This is a genomic window from Carboxylicivirga sp. M1479 (genome assembly GCF_007097485.1).
Taxonomy (GTDB): Bacteria; Bacteroidota; Bacteroidia; order Bacteroidales; family Marinilabiliaceae; genus Carboxylicivirga.
On the sequence record NZ_VKDE01000040.1, the window covers coordinates 1 to 21,419 of the forward strand.

At 36.2% G+C, this 21,419-nt stretch carries 14 protein-coding genes and 1 tRNA gene; 4 read left to right on the forward strand and 11 right to left on the reverse strand.

Translation table 11 applies throughout. The features are described from left to right. Positions 1–240: 240 nt before the first annotated feature. The 4 genes from FNN09_RS19100 to FNN09_RS19110 form a co-directional block, all read right to left on the reverse strand. Complete coding sequence (locus FNN09_RS19100) at positions 241–2,901, reverse strand: TonB-dependent receptor domain-containing protein (protein WP_143304093.1); 2,661 nt, start codon at positions 2,899–2,901, stop codon at positions 241–243. A 22-nt stretch (positions 2,902–2,923) separates the two neighbouring features. Continuing rightward, on the reverse strand, positions 2,924–3,901 hold the full coding sequence (locus FNN09_RS19105) for a FecR family protein (protein ID WP_143304094.1): 978 nt from the start codon (positions 3,899–3,901) through the stop codon (positions 2,924–2,926). A gap of 58 nt (positions 3,902–3,959) precedes the next feature. Beyond that, on the reverse strand, positions 3,960–4,133 hold the full coding sequence (locus FNN09_RS21225) for a hypothetical protein (RefSeq protein ID WP_185969072.1): 174 nt from the start codon (positions 4,131–4,133) through the stop codon (positions 3,960–3,962). 88 nt (positions 4,134–4,221) lie between these two features. Further along, positions 4,222–4,803, reverse strand: a complete 582-nt coding sequence (locus tag FNN09_RS19110; protein WP_143304095.1) for an RNA polymerase sigma-70 factor — start codon at positions 4,801–4,803, stop codon at positions 4,222–4,224. 158 nt (positions 4,804–4,961) lie between these two features. Between FNN09_RS19110 and FNN09_RS19115 the strand changes: the two genes are divergently transcribed. Continuing rightward, a tRNA-Pro gene (locus FNN09_RS19115) sits at positions 4,962–5,036 on the forward strand. Between the two features lie 436 nt (positions 5,037–5,472). Next, the gene (locus FNN09_RS19120) at positions 5,473–10,797 is read left to right on the forward strand and encodes a T9SS type A sorting domain-containing protein (protein ID WP_143304096.1); all 5,325 of its coding nucleotides are present in this window, start codon (positions 5,473–5,475) and stop codon (positions 10,795–10,797) included. Positions 10,798–11,116: 319 nt separating this feature from the next. Here FNN09_RS19120 and FNN09_RS19125 read toward each other — a convergent pair whose 3' ends face one another. Beyond that, positions 11,117–11,458 carry a hypothetical protein gene (locus FNN09_RS19125; RefSeq protein WP_143304097.1) on the reverse strand — a complete coding sequence of 114 codons (342 nt, stop codon included), beginning with the start codon at positions 11,456–11,458 and terminating at the stop codon, positions 11,117–11,119. A gap of 89 nt (positions 11,459–11,547) precedes the next feature. Further along, a complete protein-coding gene (locus FNN09_RS19130) occupies positions 11,548–12,108 on the reverse strand; it encodes a TetR/AcrR family transcriptional regulator (RefSeq protein ID WP_143304098.1) in 561 nt (186 codons plus the stop codon). 402 nt (positions 12,109–12,510) lie between these two features. Here FNN09_RS19130 and FNN09_RS19135 point away from each other — a divergent pair, with 402 nt between their 5' ends. Beyond that, positions 12,511–13,260 carry a sulfite exporter TauE/SafE family protein gene (locus tag FNN09_RS19135; protein ID WP_143304099.1) on the forward strand — a complete coding sequence of 250 codons (750 nt, stop codon included), beginning with the start codon at positions 12,511–12,513 and terminating at the stop codon, positions 13,258–13,260. A 10-nt stretch (positions 13,261–13,270) separates the two neighbouring features. On the opposite strand, the gene FNN09_RS19140 is transcribed toward FNN09_RS19135, so the two are convergent. The 5 genes from FNN09_RS19140 to FNN09_RS19160 form a co-directional block, all read right to left on the reverse strand. Continuing rightward, positions 13,271–14,248 carry a cell envelope integrity protein TolA gene (locus FNN09_RS19140; RefSeq protein WP_143304100.1) on the reverse strand — a complete coding sequence of 326 codons (978 nt, stop codon included), beginning with the start codon at positions 14,246–14,248 and terminating at the stop codon, positions 13,271–13,273. 2 nt (positions 14,249–14,250) lie between these two features. Next, positions 14,251–14,646: a biopolymer transporter ExbD gene (locus FNN09_RS19145; protein ID WP_221932542.1), complete on the reverse strand. Its 396-nt coding sequence runs from the start codon at positions 14,644–14,646 to the stop codon at positions 14,251–14,253. Beyond that, positions 14,646–15,035: a biopolymer transporter ExbD gene (locus tag FNN09_RS19150; protein WP_143304101.1), complete on the reverse strand. Its 390-nt coding sequence runs from the start codon at positions 15,033–15,035 to the stop codon at positions 14,646–14,648. The genes FNN09_RS19145 and FNN09_RS19150 overlap by 1 nt, the downstream gene beginning before the upstream one ends. 3 nt (positions 15,036–15,038) lie before the next feature. Continuing rightward, positions 15,039–15,734 carry a MotA/TolQ/ExbB proton channel family protein gene (locus tag FNN09_RS19155; protein ID WP_143304102.1) on the reverse strand — a complete coding sequence of 232 codons (696 nt, stop codon included), beginning with the start codon at positions 15,732–15,734 and terminating at the stop codon, positions 15,039–15,041. A 113-nt stretch (positions 15,735–15,847) separates the two neighbouring features. Next, positions 15,848–20,224 (reverse strand): translocation/assembly module TamB domain-containing protein, encoded by a 4,377-nt coding sequence (locus FNN09_RS19160; RefSeq protein WP_143304103.1) that lies wholly within the window; start codon positions 20,222–20,224, stop codon positions 15,848–15,850. Positions 20,225–20,369: 145 nt separating this feature from the next. Between FNN09_RS19160 and tsaD the strand changes: the two genes are divergently transcribed. Then, positions 20,370–21,389 (forward strand): tRNA (adenosine(37)-N6)-threonylcarbamoyltransferase complex transferase subunit TsaD, encoded by a 1,020-nt coding sequence (gene tsaD, locus FNN09_RS19165; protein WP_143304104.1) that lies wholly within the window; start codon positions 20,370–20,372, stop codon positions 21,387–21,389. The last annotated feature ends 30 nt before the right edge of the window (positions 21,390–21,419 follow it).

Sequence of the window (21,419 nt, forward strand, 5' to 3'; positions counted from 1 at the left end):
AAACTTAGATTTTATCTATCTGTTTATTAAAGTTAATGCAGCAGATGGAGCTTTTTGCCTAAGTTAAAAATCACGTTTGACTCCTAATTGGTTTTCTCATATTTAGGTATTCCACAAACTAACGATATGTTTATATTTTGCTTTAATTGTCACTACTTGTCCCGATTTATCGGGATGGAACTCGCCAAAATTACCATTCTCCTCTGTGTGAACCAATTCTCATGGCTCGTTCATATAATTTTAAAACTTAACGGTGTACCTTACATAAGGCATTGGTATTGGAAATAAACTAAATTGTTTAAGAGAACGTTCCGTTTCGCCAGTCTCTTCATTTTCACTATCAGCAAAATACAAAAAAAATGCATTTTGACGTCCATAGGTATTCATTAAACCAACACTCCATAAACGACTGCCATAGCTTTTTTTCTTCTTAAAATTAAAACCTACATCTAAACGATGAAAGTTAGGCATCCGATAACTATTACGCTCGTTAATATATTGATTATAGAATGATGAGTTGACCAATTCAGATGTAGGCAGTTGAGGCGCATAGTATTTTGTTTCTGGTAATGTTAAAGGACTACCTGTTCCAAATGACCATGTGGCACCCATATCTACCTTCTCTGAGAATTTATAGGTCGCATATAAAGATACGTCGTGCGTTCTATCGTAATTAGCCGGAAACTCCTTGCCATTATTGAGCTCATCAAATTGATTGGTCGATTTTGAGAAAGTATAACCAAACCATCCGGTAAGGTTACCCATTTTACGGTGCAATAATAGCTCAATACCATAGGACTCACCATCCCCTGAGGTTAGCTTACTTTGCCAATCGGATGCAAAATCAAAATACCCAGCTGTTTCTTTATAAGCCAAAATATTTGACAACTTTTTGTGATACAGCTCCAAAGACAAACTAAAACCCTTATTTATCTCATATTCTATACCTAAAGCAGATTGAACAGCACGCATGGGTTCAATTTGATCCGATACGGGCAACCATAAATCAGTAGGCATGGCTACAGAAGCCGTTCGTAATAGGTGCATGTATTGCGTCATATGGCTATAGGCTGCCTTAATAGATAGGTTATCTTTGAGTAAGTAACGGGCAGATAAACGGGGTTCAATAGAGTAGTAGAACTTATCACTCTCTGTTTGAAATAAAGAAAAATGACCGCCAATATTCATCTTCAAGCGCGGTAAGAGATGAAAATCATCCTCCAGGTACATACGATACTCAGAGCGATGCATTTCGGCACCACCGAAGGTGGTATCTATAGGCGAAACTCCTGTAAGATTACTGAGCTGTACATCTATTCCAGGATAAAAAACATGTGCAATAGCACTTCCACCAAAACGAATATAATGCTTTGGAGATGGCACATAATCAACATCTATCTTTGCACTCATATCACGAATACCACTATAGTAACTCTGGCTTCCCTTGCTCCAATTATTATCAGATACATAATTCAATGTCTGATCAATAAAAAAACGGTAATCACTATAAAGAATGCTGGTATTGGCAAACATCTTATTTCCAAACACATGATTCCACCTGAGAGCTGCAACATAGTTACGCCAACCCACATCGTTTTCATCATAAGTTGTAAAGGTTCTATCTGGCTGATCTTCCAAATCCTCAACTACAACCTTTTGCTCATTGTAAGAAATTCCGTATTGATCTTTTCCCATATACGTACTCAGATACAACCTATCTTTGCGAGAAAAACGATAATTAAGTTTGGTATTAAAGTCATAAAAATAATAACGACTTTTATCAGCCTGATTAAGTTGCCACATACTAGTAAATAGGTCGAAATAGGTACGTCTAAAGGAGACTGAAAAAGATGATTTATCTTTAATCAATGGTCCATCAATTGCTAAACGACTTGATAGCAAACCGATGCTCGCGACACCTTTCAGCTCATCATTATTCCCATCATTCATTCTTATATCAACAACGGATGATAATCGGCCACCATAACGCGCAGGAAAACCACCTTTAATAACTCTGACATTATTAACTGCATCGGCATTAAATATGGAAAAGAATCCTAGAAGATGACTCACATTATAAATAGGCACATCATCCATTAAAACCAAATTTTGATCCGGTCCTCCACCTCGCACATACAGTTCAGAAAACCCCTCCCCTCCACTTTGAATACCAGGTAACAATTGTATACTTTTAACAATATCAACTTCTCCTAGAAATACGGGCACGTTCTTAATCTGCTCAATGGGCACTTCAATGGCACCAGGACGAGTGCCTTTAACTCTTCCGGATACGCGATCTCCAACCACATCAACATCGCCTAATTCTTTATTTTGTTCCATCAAAAAATTGATGGTCGTATCCTTATTCAGCTCTATATAATGATGACGACTATGATAACCCACGTAAGAACTACTCACATGCACAAAGCCTTTGGGCACAGTTATGCTATAGAAACCAAAATTATTACTGACAGTTCCTATCAATAATTCAGGCTCATAAACGTTCGACTGAATCAATGCTTCTTTCGACTGGCTATCTATCACATAACCACTAATTACAAACTTTTGCGCCACGCCCTCAATCGGCTCAATAATAACTTTTTGTCCACGGACGATATAGTTTGATTGACAGTTGACAAATAAAGCATCTAATAATTGATGAACAGTACCTTTGGGAGTTGGCAATATCACTTGTTCCTGAAAACACAATTTACTACTATAGCTAAAAGTGATATGCGCCTGTTGTTCTATATCCAATAGCAGCTCCTGAGTAGAGCCTGTGGTTTTGGATAATTCGATGGGGGTATATAAAACATTTTGCCCATTCAAGTTGGTGTGAACCAATAGAATGAGCAAAACAAAACATGTGCTTTTATAAATATGGCTTAAGATTGTAGGCATAAAAAATTAATCACCTCCGAAATTAATCAGAGATGATCAATTTGTTATCATTAATCTCTATTTTTTTCTTAAAATGAATTCTAAGCTCTACTAAAACATCCTCTATACTCGGGTTCGTAAAGCTAGTAGTGATTTTTAAACTAGTATCACTAGTGTTGTTTTCTATTATCTCAAGTTCACTAAAGTGATCAACAATTGTTTTAAGCACCTCATCCAAGGATGCTTGTTCAAAAACAATTTGTCCAGTTCGCCATGCCAGACAGTTGTTCGACACTAGTTTACCTTTTGTAATCTTATTATTTAAACAAACTGCACTTTCTCCAGCAACAACTTCAACCGCCTCATTTCCTGCTGTAAATAACACACGCCCTTCTGTTACTGACAGATGAACTGTTTGATCATTCACATTCTCCTCAAGATTAAATTCGGTACCTAATACCTCTACTTCTGTTCCTCCAACATTAACAACAAAAGGTTTGTCAGGATTTTTCGCTACTTTAAAATAACCTTCCCCCGTTAGTTTTAATCGCCTTGTCTTTCCAGAAAAATCTTTTTCAAATACTAATTTGCTATTGACATTTAGTGTAACCTCAGAAGCATCGGCTAATACTACTTTATCTATATCTCCGTCGGTATTAAATGCTTGCAACTTACCAAAACCAGGAACACTTTGGTAAAGTCCATAAGCTGCCAAAAACATAATTGTAGGAATCATTACAGCTGCAACACGCATAAACCTGCGTCGTACTGAAAGTTTAATGACTTTAGAAGACATGCCAACCCTCTGCTTAAACAGATCAAAATCTGCTTTAACATCAACGCAACAAAATGCTTCTAAACCATTTGATTTATTCCACACTTTTTGCATTTGGTCAAAATAACTTTTATTAGCCTCAGATTCTTCAACCCAGCTATCCAAGTATTTTTTGCCGTCATCTGAAATATCATTGGTCAGATATTGGACAATTATTTCATCTATATGGATATTTTGCTCTTCCATTCTTCTCTTTTAGTTCTCCTTAATCTGTTTCAATAGGGCTATTACCTAGTAAAACAGCTTAATGAAAATCCATGATTCCGAAAATATTTGGCTCTTCAGCAGTAGTTTCTTCGACTTGCTGAGCCTTAGTTTCGGTATTTTTTTGCTCAATAGCTTGCTTTGTTTCCTTCTTTACCTGTTTTTCATCAACTGGCGAAAGCAAATCTGCTAATATTTGAAATACGAATTCCATTTTTATAGGTTTAATGGTTAAATAAACTCATGTCACTTACTATGACAAACACTTTTCGACTTACACGTATCTTGAATATTATTTTTTTCTAAAAAAGTAAATAAAACAACATTATCCACAGATCTAGATAACCATCTAAACCTTTACGTAATACCTTTAACGCTTTACTTATTTGTGTTTCAACAGTTCGTTTAGACAATTGAAGTTTATCCGCTATTTCCTGATTGGTCTCTCCATCAAACCTACTCATTTCAAAAATACGTTTACACTGATTAGGCAATGCTTGAATGATGGAAAATATCTTTTGCTCTAACTCCGTTTCTTCAAGCTTAGTATCCACATACATCTCATCATTTTTGGTATTTTGATAGATATTGGCATGATGATCACGACGTATTTGACTATGTTTAATTTGGTTAAGACACCTATTTCGTACCGATTGATACAAGTGAGCTTTTAGGGATGAATGAATTTTAATTGCTCCCCTTTTTTCATAAAAGTTGACAATCACATCTTGAACTAACTCCCTCGCCAGGTCGTCGTCGACAATAACCTTACGTGCAAAAACAACCAATTGCGTATAATATTTAAGGAATAATTCCTGAAAAGCCGACTCTTCTCCCCGTTCTATGCCTTGTATAAGTTCAATTTCGTTAATTGTTGTTTGCATTAAAACATGTCTATTTGTGTGCAATAGCAAATGTATAAATTCATAACAAAAAACATAACAAATATTTATACTTTATCTAGCGTGAATTTAATTTACATTTTTAGCAAACTTCAATTGTGAAAGATGAGTTTTTAACTATTTTTGCTGATACAATTCAGCGGGATGTGGCGCAGCCCGGTTAGCGCACTGGTCTGGGGGACCAGGGGTCGCAAGTTCAAATCTTGTCATCCCGACGATTGAATATCAAAGACTTACAAATTTATTTTGTAGGTCTTTTTTCGTTTGGTGCAAACCATACAACAAATACCCTTTATTAGAAATTAATCATGGCAAATAAATATTACTCTAAGTAGGTGAATAACAATCTATGAACATCAATATTATCGAGTTGCGTGTAATAAGCTAAGTGATCTAGATCTTGTGGTTCAGTTGTCCTTCCCATAACCTACTGAAATCTGTTTTTATTCATTGGAAGACTATGTACTTCTTTAAACCATCCCTTCTTTATCTGGTGCTGGTGCACAATTCTTGGGTTAAAATGAACCGCATTCAATTGTATTGAAAACAGTCTGTCAATACAAATCCCTTCAACGGAATTGACAAATGATATGTAACGTAATACATTTGCATCCAATTAGGTATTAATAACTCCTAATTATTTCCGGCACTATGAAAAATTCTTTATTAGTAATTGTAGCAATTTTATTTATCACTGTAAAAGGCAGAGCTCAAACTGAAAAAGTTCTCACTGGTACATTTGATACACCCCAGGTTTTATCAATAGAATTCTCGCCATACTTAATAGTGGATTCAGTAATATTTAACAAAAAAGTTGAAATTGAGCCAGGTGTGCTCATAAAATTTAAATTCCACCCAACCCGTAAAGCCTATATTACCTTCTCTGATGAGGTATATGCGGCTGGTTCCCCTACAGAACCAATTACCTTTACTTCTGACCGCGACAATAATAATTATTTAACAATCCCACGACCTGGAGATTGGGGATACATATGCATTGACCATCAATCAACCGGATACTCAGAATCTCACTTTGAACATATAATAGTGAAATATGGCGGTGGAAAAACGTACCATTCAAAGTATGATAAAGCTTATTCACCAATGATTTGCATGATTGATAAAACACCTGATATAAAAAGTTTTAATATCAGTAATTCAATAATAGAAAGAAGTGCCAATGAAGGAATTCTTGGCGCACACCTCTATTTGTCGAATACAACAATTGACAACTGCAAAACTGGCTTAATTCTTAATACTTCAGATGGAAATGTGACAGGCTGTACCTTCAGTAATAACACCGACACCCCCATAACTTTGTCAAACCTATCAGTTAATAATCATTTAAGTGATTTTCCCAACATCATCAATTTGGATAATAATACCTTTAAGTCAAACGGAATTTCGGCTATTGCTATTGACGGCCACATACAAATCGGTGACAGCCAATTCAACAAAGATGTTCAGCTGCTTAACGACACCATTCCTTTTCTTATTACGAACGACTTATTGGTGAAAGGCCTCAATCTTTCGATTGAAGCTGGCAATATTATCAAATTCTTACCATCATCGATTGCTGGCAGGCCTTTATCTATCAACCTCCAAGATGCGGCATTGATAAGCACTGGCACTTCTGATAACCCCATCGTTTTCACCTCAATGTATGATTATTCATGGGAAGTAAAACGCCCTGTGAAGATAAATAACAAACCAATGCCAGGCGATTGGGGATACATAAGTGGCGATAGCCTGTTCTTCAAATACACCTACTTTTTAAATGGTGGTAAATATGTAAATAAGAATAATGAGATAATACGTGACTCCTCAGCAGTTCTACATTATCGAAGGGCTATAAACTCCATTAATGATATATTCGCAGAAAACTGCATATTTAATAAGCTATATGCGCATGGCATATTAGCGTACGACCAGGCATTCCTTGATGATCGCCTGATATTTCAATACAATCACTTTTTATTAAAACAAAATCAATACGGTATTATCTCACCCAATAATTCTGAACCACCTGCAATTATCAATGCGGATTACAATTATTGGAACAGTAAAAATGGTCCAATCCACGAGTCTAATATAAACGGTAACGGATGTAAAGTCGATGATGACATATCCTTTAGCAATCACCTTGAAAAATCAGACGCTCAAAGCAATTTAGTCTCATCAATTGTGAAAGGATACATAACGGGTAGCGATAATGAAACTTTAGCTCGGGCAATTATTAAATTGAAGAGTAGTAAAACCAAAACGATATACAGTAAAAAAGATGGTGACTTTACAATCCCTTTTGTTAAACCAGGGAAAGGATACCATCTTGAAATTAAAGCAAAAGGCTATTACGATACCCTATTGGTTGATGTTAACATCCCCGAAGATGCATGCGTAGACCTTGGTAATATAGTATTAAAAGAGCGTGAGATAAATTATGTTTTCGACAAGGTTACGTTTAACTTAAACCAACCACAAAAAACGTATGTAGGAGTTGGGGGTACAGCACATAGGTATTATAAAGTCATCGACAAAAAATCCCATGACCCCATGTATGGTGTCGAGGTGATTATCCCCGGCCTCGACACTATGTACACCGATTCAAAAGGCATTGTAGACATTAAAATCCCAGCCACTAGCATAGGGACACGAGAGTATTCAATTAGTCAATTAGGAGCCGAATCAAAAGAATTTCCGTTGGACCAAAGGGTAACATTTTCGGTTGAGGTTTTGCCATATGAGTATCAGAAAACTTGGTCGGGAAGCACTTTCATGAAAATTGGTATTTCATATCTCTTAGTTCAACAAGAACTAGGTGCACAAATGGCGCTCAACATGAAAAACAACGGTTATCAGGAGTTTGCTGATAGCATCATACTATCGCGGCAAAGTAAAACAACTGTAGGGCTTGAATTTGGTGCTGAAGCAAAAATTGAGGCGGGTCCTTTTGAGGCGGGTGCCGAAGCAACGGCTGGCATAAATGCCAGTACACTTTTTCAGGATGACTTCCAATTTGATTATAAAAACAATACTGGTGAAGAAGCATTAGCTAAGTTTATGGTCATGGCCAATGGTTCCTTGCCCTACATGGATGCCCCACTTATGCGGCTATTTGTGGCATGCATTGAAAGACAATTTGATGAAATTGATGAAGCAGCCTTATCAAATGGATTTGGATTCAACATTCATGCACAGGCAAGTGCTAAGGCCAGCCTTGAGTGCGACCTTGTCGACGGCAGTGAAGAAACACCACTCGGAGTTGGCCTCGAAGGCAGTGCAGGAGGTGTTGGTGATATTAATTTCATGACGACAGTATATGCCCAGAAGAGCCCGGGAGCAATATTTTACCCAACCGATATAGACCTAAGTTTTTCAAATGAATTTGAGTTAGGTGTTGAAGCAAAGGCCGGATTCGACTTAAAAAAACTGTTCGAAAACGATGATGAAAATAAAAAGAAGGACAACTACAAAAACAAGAACGATGATGATGACGATGATCCATTCGAAATAGAAAATGACATCATACCCATTCCAATAGATATCGACGATCTGGAAATTGATTTAGCATCACTTGGAGCAGCAGGTGGATTCAAATACGGTGTGCATTTTGGCACTTCTCGCTTTGGCCAAAACCCATCCTGTCGCATTGGTTTTATGTATGGATATAAATACGACCTGAAAGCAAGCAATATACTTATAGGGGAAGCTGGAATAAACCAAGAAAGAGAATTTCAATACACCTTTACCATAGAAGATCAAATGACTATTGATACGTTCAATGACAAAGTCGGTTTGGCAAATTCAATGCTAAATAGCCCGACAGATAACATCAAGCTTAACCTCTCAGATCTAACATCAGGTAAAATTTTCAATGATCCATTCAATACAGTCGCTTTTAACCATGCACGCTCAGCGCTGGATTTTCCACCTGTGCCATACGAGAAAACAGTGACCGATAAAGTTGATGACGGCTCATTCAATGTGGAGATAGCATTTGGACTCGACCTAATTAAAGCAAAATTTGGAGCCGGCTTTAAATATTCTGAATTTAACCAATACCCAATCGAAAAAGGAGTATTCTATAATTGGCAACTATTACCAACTGAAACTTATTCATTCGTGGATAATAACGAAGCCTATAAGGCTGAAGCTATAATACAGGATATTGTTGAAGGATCCTGCGACTACTTATGGACAGAGGTTCAAAATGGCCTGCCTAAAGTATTTAATTTCTTCAACCTTTTTTCATGGCTAAAAGCCACTAACGGCGAGATGTCATTTAATATTGAAAATAGACCACTTAGTAAACTGCTAATTGAGGGTGAAAAACTAGCTCTTTCTGATGACTTGGACCACTTTAAGCTAGCTTATTGGGACTGGTATGGTACCGGAGAGACAACTAAAAGTAGCTTAAAAGCAGTATCACCTGCCAAACTAAAGCGAATTGAGCTCATAAAAAAAATAGCCTCTAACATTTACAAATTTGATTACGGCATTGGTGGTTTTTACCAGTTTGAACCCTACAATACCTCTGTTGGCGACAACGATGTTACTTTGGTTATTAATTACCACGATGAAGAGTTGAAGATTGATAGTACTCGTCAAATAAATGAGGTAGACCTTAGAATGTATAAAGAAGACAAAGAAAACAATCGCTGGATGTACATAGGAGGTATGGTTGATGCAGACAATAATACTGTGAGTGCTAAAATTGATGCCTTTGGAACATTCACTTTGGCACCATTTATTCCACATGGGCAATTCAATCTAGTGATTGATCCTGATACCATCGATTTAGATAAACACACAACAGCAAGCATTACTTCTTCTTTATTAAGCTACAATACAGACGAGCCGGTGGCCGATGGTGAACAGTTTTTCATCCAGGTTTCACGGGGGCTATTAAATGCAGCATCTCCAGATACAAGCATAATAGTTGCTGCTTCGGCAGGTAAGGTTAAGGCAACCTATTTGCCGCCAGCATCTTCAGGTGAAATTATTATCAAAGCAAGGAGTCTTTATGGAGATGCAACTGCGATAGCGAAAGTGTTTATCATAGATTCCAATCCACCTGAACAACCCAATCTTCTATCTGCTCAAATGATAGATGAAAATGTTATACTCAAATGGAATAATTTACTCGATGAAGATATCCTAAGCTACAAAGTGCATTACGATACCATCAGTGGAGCCCCTTACAAAGGCCATGCAAGTGTATTCGGAGAACCTTCACCAATCGATGTTCATTTGGATACAACGACTATTATAAAAGGTCTAACTCCTAGTAAAGAATATTTCTTTTCAATCACGGCCGAAGACCGTTGTGGCAATGAAAGTACATTTTCAAATGAACTTAGTGTTTTGACAGAAGTAAATCATGCACCTGTATTCTACCACAAGAAGATTTTTATTCAACCTAATTTAGATAAAGGAACTGTGATTGATACCTTATGGGCCGAAGATAAAGACAAGGGACAGGAACTTACATTTTACCTTACAGACTACAACAATGAAGATGCATTTAAACTAAACTCTGCAACGGGTGAGTTAATAGTTGAAAAAGCGGAAAAACTTAATTACCTCGAGACGAAAATCGATACCTTCCATTTAAAAGTTGGCGTTCGGGATAATGCTAACATCTCAGCACAAGATGAAGGACAGGTAATGGTAATTATTGATTCAGGAACATCGATCTGGGATAACAACGATAAGCAAAAAGGTAAACTAGAGATTTATCCCAACCCAGCCAAAGATGAATTATCAATTAACCTAAAAACTAATACCATCAAGTCGCCATTTAAAGTTAACTTTTACACATTCGATGGCAAACTACTATCATCTCAAACATATGATCACTCACTTAATTCTGTCTTAACTATAAATGTCGAATTCTTACCGCTTGGACTGTATCTCATCGAATTAACAGATAATACCCAAAACTATAGCGCTAAACTTCGAATTACACACAACTAAACTATTCTTTACAGGGGTACAATGGTACTCCTGTAACTTATTTCACCAGGTCCATAGGCATTTCTCATCCCTCGCTAGCTGTAGCCAATAAACCTATACAATAATCATCACATTCACACTAAATAGCATAATCACCGATACAGCTATATACATCATATTACTATTAACAACAAAAGGTGACGCACATTTGCATCACCTTTTGATCTGAATTCTGTTTAAACTGTAAACTTTAATAACAAGCAGTTCATTGAACAACACAAATGAGAATTACCTTGAAGAGGTAATACATTAGATTAAAAGTAGAGCGACTATAGACTCGTTATTCCAACCCCCATAAGGTTAATCTCTTTTGACCTGTTGCACTAACTTTATTAGGAGTTTTATAGCTTTCTGGCACAATTAGGTGAGACTTAGAAGTTGTTTCCTGACCTGCCTCCAGCTTTATTTTTTGAAGTTCCATTTCACCTTGCTTATTGAGAACAATCACGTATGTAGAGTAAGTTTTATTGTTTCCAGGACTTGCTTTTTCAAAATATTGAAGTGGCATATTGCGCGGCTGTGTAGTATCAAAAAACACATTTCCAGCTAAAAAAACAGCTATACCAATAACTGTTACAAATAACCAGGGTTTATATTTCTTTATTCCATTTACTGCACTCATACAACAAAAGTAAACGGATCAACTGGCAATAGTTTAGACAAGTGTGTCCACTTCCCTATTAAAAAAACATAAATTACAACTTCACAACACTACTTGTTAACGTTTACAAATGCTAAAACAGACTTCATAATCTCATCTGCTAATTTTGCTAATGCATCAGCCTTAAAATCATTAAAGTCAACATGTGCTATCCTAGCATCACTCACAGTATCCCAAGCTGCTTGTACCATAGATAAGGGCAAATTCAATTTATAATGCTGGATGATCAAGGGAATCATAATTTCACTATTACGTTTACGATAGTATAGATAGGCGTAATTATAGCGCATGTCCTTTCGCTGCCGAAATAATTGCCATTGAAAACGGAAATTTATTTTATGAGCTTCGGCTAATACATATAAATCAGGAATGAAATTTTGGACACGCTCATTCAGTAGAGTATTAAAACTACTTTCTACAGCTTTTAAATGCATCTTTAGCAACTCATCAATTAATTCTTCTTTATCTGAAAAGTGATAATAAAAGTTGGTACGTGATAACTGGCTAGCACTTGCCAACTCTTTTATACTAATACTGGATGGACCTTGATCAGCAAACAATTCGTAGGCTACATTTAACCATTGCTCTCGTTTGTTTTGTTTATCTGCCATTGATATCAACTTAGGTTTCTTCAACACTAAAATAACAGATTAAAACATAGCGATTGATGTGTTGCGCAAAAAAATAGTTATTCGTAAGAATGCCTCACTTTCCAACACTAAAACTTTAGTAAAAACATATATTCTACAGGCTTATAATTCGTAAATTGTTTTGTTGAGAGATTCATTTTTTACATTGAAAGTATAACATCAAAACCAAAATGAGCAAAGGCAAAAAACAACAGGCCGTCACCTTTTTCCCCCAAAGGATAAGCACTTATTATTAGAAACTGCTACACCTCTCGCGGTGATATTTACAAAAATACACTTCACAGAATCAATATTGAACGGATAGTTATGCTTAGCTAAAAAACATCTCAATTAACTACCTTTGATAATAAAACAAATAAGTACATGACAATACTTGAGGCGCTTCTACTAATTATTGCAGGACTTTTTGCCTGGTTTATTAACACACTTGCCGGGAGTGGATCCTTAATAACTCTACCTCTTTTAATGTTTTTAGGTTTATCTCCACACCAAGCTAATGCAACCAACCGTGTTGCTATCTTCTTTCAAAACATAGTCGCCGTAAGGAACTTTAAGCGACAAAAACTTATTGATTTCAAAAGCAGCCGACTACTTGTTATACCAGCTTTATTAGGCTCATTACTCGGAGCCATTTGGGCTGTTAAAATCAACGAAGATATTTTAAACCTAACAATTGGCTGTTTATTGTTTGGAATGTTTTTTATCATCTTACTCAAACCTGATAAATGGGTAAAATCTCAAGCTGGGCAGGTGGATAAAAAGCCACCAATATGGCAAATAATCATCTTCTTTTTTATTGGTGTATATGGCGGTTTTATACAGGCAGGTGTTGGTTTTTTTTTACTGGCTGGCTTAGTGCTGGGAGTTGGTTTTGATCTAGTAAGAGCCAATGCTGTTAAGGTATTTATTGTTCTTAGCTATACCGCAGTAGCTTTGGGTATTTTTATTTACACGGGACAGGTTGACTTTCTTTACGGAATAATTTTAGCAATTGGCAATGCATCTGGTGCTTTTATTGCCTCAAAGTATGCGAAGAAAATTGGAGTTAAATACATCCGTTACCTCCTTTTAACAACAGTATTTATCGCCGGTGTTAAAGTATTATTTCTGTAGTACAATAATATTAGTCCAACTGAAAATGGTAAGTAATCGTTCCTTGTGCATAGGCACTAGCATTCTCATCTGCATTAAATTTAGCCAATAGTGCAGCAGCTTTTGCATTCTGAATCAATTCTCTATCTTGAGTATTAGACCCTTTCATCTGGAATTCGGCCGATGTAACATTGCCATTTCTGTCAACCGTAATTTTCATCACCACAATACCTTCTTTATTTGAGTTATGTTGTGGCTTTGGTAAAGTACCTAATAATGAACGCCCTTGTAAATGTGCTCCACTACCAGAGTTACCTAATCCGGATCCACTTCTATTTTTTGAATTAGGATCACCTGTTACATAACCTTGGTTACCAGTTCCTCCTGAGTCGCCCTCTGATGTACTATCACCATTACCTTTCCCTGAAAATGCCCCTGACACACGGTTACGCGCTTCTGCCGCCTTACGATCTTGCTCTTCTTGCTTCTTTCTCTCAGCTTCTTCCCTAGCTCTTTGTTCAGCCAATTCCTTTTGCCTTTGAGCTTCTTTTTCTGCTTCTATCTTTTGCTGGCGTTCTATTTCTTTTTGTCGCTCTGCTTCTTTTTCTTTTTCAATTCGCTCCTGTTCCTCTCGCTCCTGACGTTCTCTATCTAATCGCTCACGTTCTTCTTTCTCCTTTTTCTTTTGATCCTCTGAGACAACAACAGGAGCATCTTCAAAATCCTGTGTTTTTACTTCTTCTTTAACATTTGGCTCCGATTCTGTTGACTCAGGAAGTGATTCTTGCTTTGGTGGTGGCGGCGTTACTTTTTCTTGCTCCTGAGGTGGTGCTTGCGATTCTCTTGGCTCTACTTCACCTTGTCCTAAAACGGTATCGCCAAAATTCACTAAGATACCTTCCTCTTCTTGTGGCAACGTTTTAAAGCCAAAGAAAATTAATAATAGCAATACCAACACATGAAAAATAGTGGTACCAATAACGCCATATTTTTTATCCCTATCGTCCATCTTTATTTGCCCTGAGTAGCCAATATTAACTTGTACTTATTTCGAATTGCAATATCCCTGATCTTTCCCACCACTGAAAAAGGTACTGTTTCATCAACATGTAATGCGATGTATGTGTCTGGGCTTATTTCAATTATTTCTTTCAATCGTCTTTCCACTTTCCAAAAAGGCAAAGCCTCACCCTCTACAAAATAACGTAAATCAGCGGTAACAGATACGGTTGTGTTAGGTTTTGCTGATACTTGATGATCACTTTTAGGCAATACCATATCTTTTACTGCCGGAGGCGTCACCAAGGTCGACGTAATCATAAAAAATATTAGTAATAGAAACACAATATCAGTCATTGATGACATGCTAAACCCCGCTTCTACTTTGCTTCTTTTTTTAAGTGCCATTAGCGAATATCTAAAATTACTTTAATACCGTTTGATTCAGCAATATCTAACACAGCAGCCACATCTCCCGTAGAGGCGTTTTTATCAGTTCGCAGTTTAACAATTGTTTGTTCATTACTATTAAAAGCCTTTAACAAACCGCTCTCAATACTTTCAGCACCAACTCTTTTTCCGTCCACATAATAACGTCCGCTTGAAGTTACTCGTACATTTAGGTATTTCTGAACCTCTACTTTTTTCGTTACTTTTTTTGGAATCAACAACTTAATTGCATTCGGATGCACCATTGTTGATGTGATCATAAAAAAAATCAGCAACAGGAATACAATGTCAGTCATCGACGACATACTAAAAGCAGCACTTATTTTTGTCCTTCGTTTTAAAGCCATGCTTTAATGAGCTGGTTCGTTTAATAAATCCATAAATTCCATTGTGCGGCCTTCCATTTTATATACCACCTTTTCAACTTTTGCCACCAAAATATTATAAGCAAAATAGGCAATAATACCTACAACTAAACCAGTAACGGTGGTTACCATTGCGGTGTAAATACCAGACGATAGCAATTGAACATCAATGTTATTACCTGCATTCGCCATATCAAAAAACGCCTTTACCATACCAATAACCGTTCCTAAAAACCCAATCATTGGGGCTCCACCGGCTACAGTTGCTAAAGTCGGTAAGCTTTTTTCCAATCTACTTATTTCTAGGTTACCAACATTTTCAATGGCAGTATTCACATCACTTAAAGGGCGACCAATACGGGTAATTCCTTTTTCAATCATCCGCGATATTGGAAAATCATGTGATTGACAAAGAGTCAAAGCCGACTCAATTTTACCTTCATGTATATAATCCTTAATCTTATTCATAAAACCAGCATCTTCCATAGATGCACGTCGAATAGCAAAATAACGTTCGAAAAATATGTAAACCGCAACGATGGATAAAAATACCAATGGAATCATAATAAGACCGCCGGCTTTTGCCATCTCAATAAAGTCCATGCTTTTTCCGGCTTCCTCAGCCAACTCTTCTACAGGTAGGTTTTCGGCATTTGCCTGAATGAATAAAAACAAATTCATATAGTTTTACTTTAAGTCAATCATTTGTAATAGTGGAGATAATCGATCCTGATAATTTCGACATTATTCCGCCTTAAAAGTAGTAAATAGCTACACAATTAAGAACGTTTTATTTATTCTTTATTATCTGTCTTGTTTGGTTTTTCATTCTTCTTGCCAGATATCTTCATCCAATATTTGTGCATTAACTCTTCTAACGAATCAAACTCCTCATTAAAAGAAACTCCAACACCTTGGGTCGTGGGTGAAGTATTGGTTGAATATATCAAGTCGTTATTTGTGTGCGTATAAGCTTTTGCTCTAATATTTCCTTTTGTATTTAATTTTACCTCCACATCAAAATCGCCAATTAAGTTACTCGGACGCGTTTGATCTTTCCCATATCCAACGTTACCATTCACCAATACCCGGTTATTAAACATTTGGGTAGATAGAGCCACCTCTACTTCATCATTGGTTAATTCCCCAGCTGGACGATAACTCACCCCAATATCAACATCTCTACTTATTTGCGAGAGCCAATGGCTCAACTGATTAGATAACATTTCAGTTGTTGTAACTAATGCGGCATTGTTTCCGGCAGAACGACCTGCCTGACTATTATCAGATTGATTTTCTTGTGAGTAAAACTTATTTAACACCAACAGGGAAAGCACTTGACGATTCGTTTCTTCTTCAGTATTAATGTACGAATCGATAATGTTTTGATTGTTATCTTGTGTTGATGGGGTTTTAATATCAAACTTGACATTCGGCTTTGTTAGTCGATCGGTCAGTAACAAATCGCAATGAACAGGAATTCGTCTACCATAATCTTTCTGAGCCTCCTCGCTATAATCTCCAATAAGATCGATCAAACTCGTTTTTAATTTATAGCTAGCATTCAAGTCTATATCTGCATCATAAGGGTCTCCGTTCCAATTAATACTAGACCCTGGATTGATGACAAATTTCTTATTCAATACATTCTGCAAGGTAAACATGTAGTCTCCATCCTCAAAATTATAATCGCCAAAGAAGTTAATTCCGCCCTCCTTATCCATTTTAATTTGCAAATTACCATTTCCTACCCCACGTAAAATATCGCCTACTTTAGAATCAAAAATAACCTGGCAACGAGCATCGGGTGTAATATCCAAATCCATATTGACTGTCATTCCAGTTAAATCAATCTCATAATCGTCGTTAGTTTCCTCAGACTTAATAAGGGTTGAGTTACTTGCGGATGTATGATCAACAAAACGAATAAAATTGCTTTCCTCAGCACTTTCATCATCAGTAAGAGGAATAAAAAACTCTGAATTTTCTTTCGTTTGACCAGCTATATCTATAAATAAATCTTTGGTTGTTCCTGTAACTGATAAATTACCATCTGCATAAACTTCGCCATAATACAATGGATTATCAGTGTATTTTGTATCAAGCACTAACATATTATTAGTAATTAAACGAAGATTATAATTCATATCCCGGAAACCACTGTGATCAATTGTGCCATTAAAAGTACCCACTTTCCCATTCCGATCAGTAATCTTAATATTTTTAAACTCCATTTGGTTTGGATGAAACAATACTGAATCGGTCATCGAATAAGTAGTTTGCAATAGACCTATATCAAAAAATGCCTTATTAACCTTTATTTTCCCAACTAATTCGGGTCTTGTTAAGGACCCTACCACAGCTAATTGTCCGCTGGCTGTACCTGATAGGTTTTGCATCACCTTGCTCAAGTACAAATTAATAAAACCAATTTCGAGTTTATCAATATCGTATTGTAAATTAATTTGACGGTTAGCTAAATTTATAATCCCACCTCCTGAAAGTGGCGTGTGGTCTCCGTTAATAACACTTGTTTGTATATTTATTTGTTCTTTGGATGGCTCGTAATCTGCCTCAATGGAGAAGTCACCTAATTTATCTTTATTAAAGATAAAATCATCTATGCTCAAATCTCCACTTATAACTGGCGACTGATATAACTTTTGAACATCTAAAGTTCCATTTAAAAAACCCGATATATCAACCTGATTTAAATCTTGATAACCAATAGCATCTGATAAGCTAATATTTTGAAAATGCACCTTTAAGCCATCCTCAATAAAACGATGCACAAACCCATTAATTCCTATTTCCTGTCGTCCATGGTGCACTCTAAAGTTTCTCAAGGAAAATCCATCAGGATGATAATGAATTGTTGTTGGTTGAAATTCCCACAAACTATCCTTTACCATTACATACGATGGCATTAATTCGGTGGTGGTATAAATTCCCTTATCGCGTACTTTTAATGATGTGCTGGTAATTATTGAACCACTATTTGTAAACTCATCCCAATTGTTCCAAAAAACATTAAAGGCAATGGTATCTTGATGTACCGAATGATGAAAACTCAAGTTTTGAAAAGATAAGAACTTATTAAAATCTAAATTCTTTAACCTGGTAACAACCGACAGCTTATTACCATTTCCTGTTGAAACATGAACCTCTGGCTGGTTAGCTTCTATATTTTTATAATTGAAATATTGCATTTCAATTTCAACATCCATTTTTCCCGTATCACTATTAAACTGACCAAGAATCAAGCCATTATCCGATACATCCATACCAGGAATTAACAATTTAACAACATCAGACACTTTCTTGAGTGAGCAAGAAAACGAAAAGTCATTCTCCTGATCATCAACATCTTTAAGTCCTATTACAGAATTAAGTGATGGTAAATAACGTAGTAAATGCTGCTTTAACAAATTACCGATGTGCGTAAAATTGTAGTTGCCTACCAAATCTCCTTCGGCGATATCGGACTGCAAAACAATGCGTTTCCGTTCTCCTTCTCTAACGGAAATTAATAATAAGGAATCAACCTCCACACTGTGTTCATCCGATGTAAAATCTAAATTTCGTAAATGAAGGTAACCTACTATATCATTTAAATCCTTACCAGAAATATCGGTTTCTAAATCACCTGTTAATAAACTGTTTGTATACTTATTTGATAAATTTAAGCGATCAAGCCTTAATTCTGTTAAGCTGGCCTTAAATGAATAATTAGGAATATCACCTGCTAAATCTATCATGCCATTAAAACCAACTTGACCATTGGGGTCGTCAATTAAGAAGTCACCATCAAACTTGTCATTGGCAAACAGACCGTTTAGTTTAATATTGGTGTACTTATAATTATTGACAGATAAAGTATCTACCATTCCATTTAAGTAGGCACTATAGTTACTGGCCGATTGCCTTTTTCCATTTATTGCCACAGACATGGATACACGACCCAAGTATTTCTCAGCATTTGCTAACTTGCCGATATCGAACTGGTTAGTTGATAAGTTACCCGAGAAAATAAGGTGATTAGAAGCATCGAGTTTCAAACCTATGTCAGTGCTTATTTTACCCAATGCAGTTGAAAATTCCCCATAGGCAACTAGGTCAGTTATAAATCCAGTGAAATTACCTTTATACCTAATTTGCTCCAGATTTTGTATTGCATTGGGTAAATGCAGAGCTTGACCACTAATATGCGCCAATAATTGCTTTAAATCTTCCGGTGTAGTTTTTAATTGAGCAACATTAAAATATACAAATGTTTCATCTAAATTAGGCAATCCATTTATATCAAAACTTGATTGTAGTTGCGAATGAGGCCCAAACGAAAGCGTTACCTGACGACCTTTAATATTATCAACAGTACCATAAACCTGTCCGGAAATAATGATATCTGTTGCACGTTTTACTGAGCTAATCATTTGCAGGTCGTGCCTACCTATATCGGATTTTTGAAGATCAAAATAAAAATATCCAATTTTATCAAGTCCTTTTTTTTCTGGATCAAGGTTAATGTTCAACGAATCTACTTGTAAAAAAGAATGTTTTGTTTGCAGTGTGCCTTTACTCAAAATAAGACCTTTCTCTCCAATAGATAATCGTCCTTTTGCACCACTTAATTTGATTCCTTTGCTATTATCGAACCGTAAAGATTCTAAATTTAAATGCCACAAACTATCTTTTCGAATATTCGAAATATTCACATCAAGACTCGAAGCAGAAAAAAAGGAAGTACTATCTCCCTGATCATAGCCTAAGAAAGCTTGTTCAACAATTAAATGCTGAAGACTAACTGCCCAGCCTTTTGTTTCCTTATTAGGTACTTCACCCTTTAAAGCATCAACAAGAAATTGATAATTATACACAGAGTCGGCTTTAACCAAATTGATAACTGGTTGGTGCAGCTGAAGTCTACTCAGATTTAACTGTTTCTTTTTAAAGAATACTGAATCAATATTAGCTGATACCTGTTCAATTGCAAGCAGTGTATCCTTTTGTTGATCAAAAACAACAATATCATTCAGAACTAAGGTTTTAAAAGGACGTAAATGAACACGTTGAATTGAAATTTTGGTACCTAAATCATCACTTATTTCATCAGTAATATAATTAACGACAGCAGTTTGCACAGATGGCAATAATAAGATACCATATAGCATGATAGGAACTATCAATAGCCCAATCAGCACATACGCTCCTATTTTGATATTTTTTTTTATACTTTTATCCCGTTTTTGCCCACCAAAATTAAGAAAAAGGTGGGAATAATGATTTGAATATCCATAATTCTATCTGACAAAAGTTATGAGTGTGATTATTTTGGGAATTGAGTCATCATGTGATGACACATCGGCAGCGATTTTTAAAGATGATATAATTTTATCCAATGCAGTAGCAAATCAGGATGTACATAAAGCCTATGGCGGTGTTGTTCCTGAATTGGCATCCAGAGCTCATCAACAAAACATTATTCCAGTAGTTGAAAAAGCCATTAAAGATGCAGGGATAAATAGAACAGATATTGATGCAGTTGCCTTCACTCGAGGACCAGGGCTGATGGGTTCCTTGTTGGTTGGCACATCCTTTGCTAAAGGCTTTGCCTTGGCTAACCAACTTCCCTTAATTGAAATTAACCACCTACATGCACATGTACTGGCTCATTTTATTAAAGAGGATGAAAATGATACTGACCAACCTGAATTTCCGTTTTTATGCCTCCTTGTCTCAGGAGGAAACAGCCAAATAATTATTGTCCGAGACCATTTAGATATGGAAATTATTGGTCAAACAATTGATGATGCAGCTGGCGAAGCTTTTGACAAATGCGCTAAAATAATGGGCTTACCATATCCCGGAGGTCCGTTAATTGACAAATTAGCAAAAGAAGGCAATGCAGATGCATTTAAATTTAGCAAACCACGTATTAAGGATTACGACTATAGTTTTAGTGGTTTAAAAACATCGGTTTTATATTTTTTACGTGATGAAGTAAAGAAGAATCCAAACTTTATAGAAGAAAATAAAGCAGATATCTGTGCATCCTTACAAAAAACCATTGTTGATATATTAATGGATAAGCTTATAAAAGCAGCTGAGGATACTGGTATTACTCAAGTATCTTTAGCTGGAGGCGTATCTGCCAACTCAGGACTACGCGAACGCCTAACGGAATTAGCGGAAGAAAAAAAATGGGAAACCTTTATACCTAAGTTTGCGTACACGATGGACAATGCAGCCATGATTGCAGTTAATGGTTATTATAAATTTTTGAATAAAGAGTTTGTAAAGCAAGATACAGCGCCGTTTGCAAGAACTGAATTCTAAATATACAAACTACTTAAAAATGTTTGTTTA

What these genes read in the sequence shown, in the direction of transcription:
- FNN09_RS19100 (WP_143304093.1), bottom strand. Translation starts at nt 2,901, where the DNA reads ATGCCTACAATCTTAAGCCATATTTATAAAAGCACATGTTTTGTTTTG.
- FNN09_RS19105 (WP_143304094.1), bottom strand. Translation starts at nt 3,901, where the DNA reads ATGGAAGAGCAAAATATCCATATAGATGAAATAATTGTCCAATATCTG.
- FNN09_RS21225 (WP_185969072.1), bottom strand. Translation starts at nt 4,133, where the DNA reads ATGGAATTCGTATTTCAAATATTAGCAGATTTGCTTTCGCCAGTTGAT.
- FNN09_RS19110 (WP_143304095.1), bottom strand. Translation starts at nt 4,803, where the DNA reads ATGCAAACAACAATTAACGAAATTGAACTTATACAAGGCATAGAACGG.
- FNN09_RS19120 (WP_143304096.1), top strand. Translation starts at nt 5,473, where the DNA reads ATGAAAAATTCTTTATTAGTAATTGTAGCAATTTTATTTATCACTGTA.
- FNN09_RS19125 (WP_143304097.1), bottom strand. Translation starts at nt 11,458, where the DNA reads ATGAGTGCAGTAAATGGAATAAAGAAATATAAACCCTGGTTATTTGTA.
- FNN09_RS19130 (WP_143304098.1), bottom strand. Translation starts at nt 12,108, where the DNA reads ATGGCAGATAAACAAAACAAACGAGAGCAATGGTTAAATGTAGCCTAC.
- FNN09_RS19135 (WP_143304099.1), top strand. Translation starts at nt 12,511, where the DNA reads ATGACAATACTTGAGGCGCTTCTACTAATTATTGCAGGACTTTTTGCC.
- FNN09_RS19140 (WP_143304100.1), bottom strand. Translation starts at nt 14,248, where the DNA reads ATGGACGATAGGGATAAAAAATATGGCGTTATTGGTACCACTATTTTT.
- FNN09_RS19145 (WP_221932542.1), bottom strand. Translation starts at nt 14,646, where the DNA reads ATGGCACTTAAAAAAAGAAGCAAAGTAGAAGCGGGGTTTAGCATGTCA.
- FNN09_RS19150 (WP_143304101.1), bottom strand. Translation starts at nt 15,035, where the DNA reads ATGGCTTTAAAACGAAGGACAAAAATAAGTGCTGCTTTTAGTATGTCG.
- FNN09_RS19155 (WP_143304102.1), bottom strand. Translation starts at nt 15,734, where the DNA reads ATGAATTTGTTTTTATTCATTCAGGCAAATGCCGAAAACCTACCTGTA.
- FNN09_RS19160 (WP_143304103.1), bottom strand. Translation starts at nt 20,224, where the DNA reads ATGCTATATGGTATCTTATTATTGCCATCTGTGCAAACTGCTGTCGTT.
- tsaD (WP_143304104.1), top strand. Translation starts at nt 20,370, where the DNA reads ATGAGTGTGATTATTTTGGGAATTGAGTCATCATGTGATGACACATCG.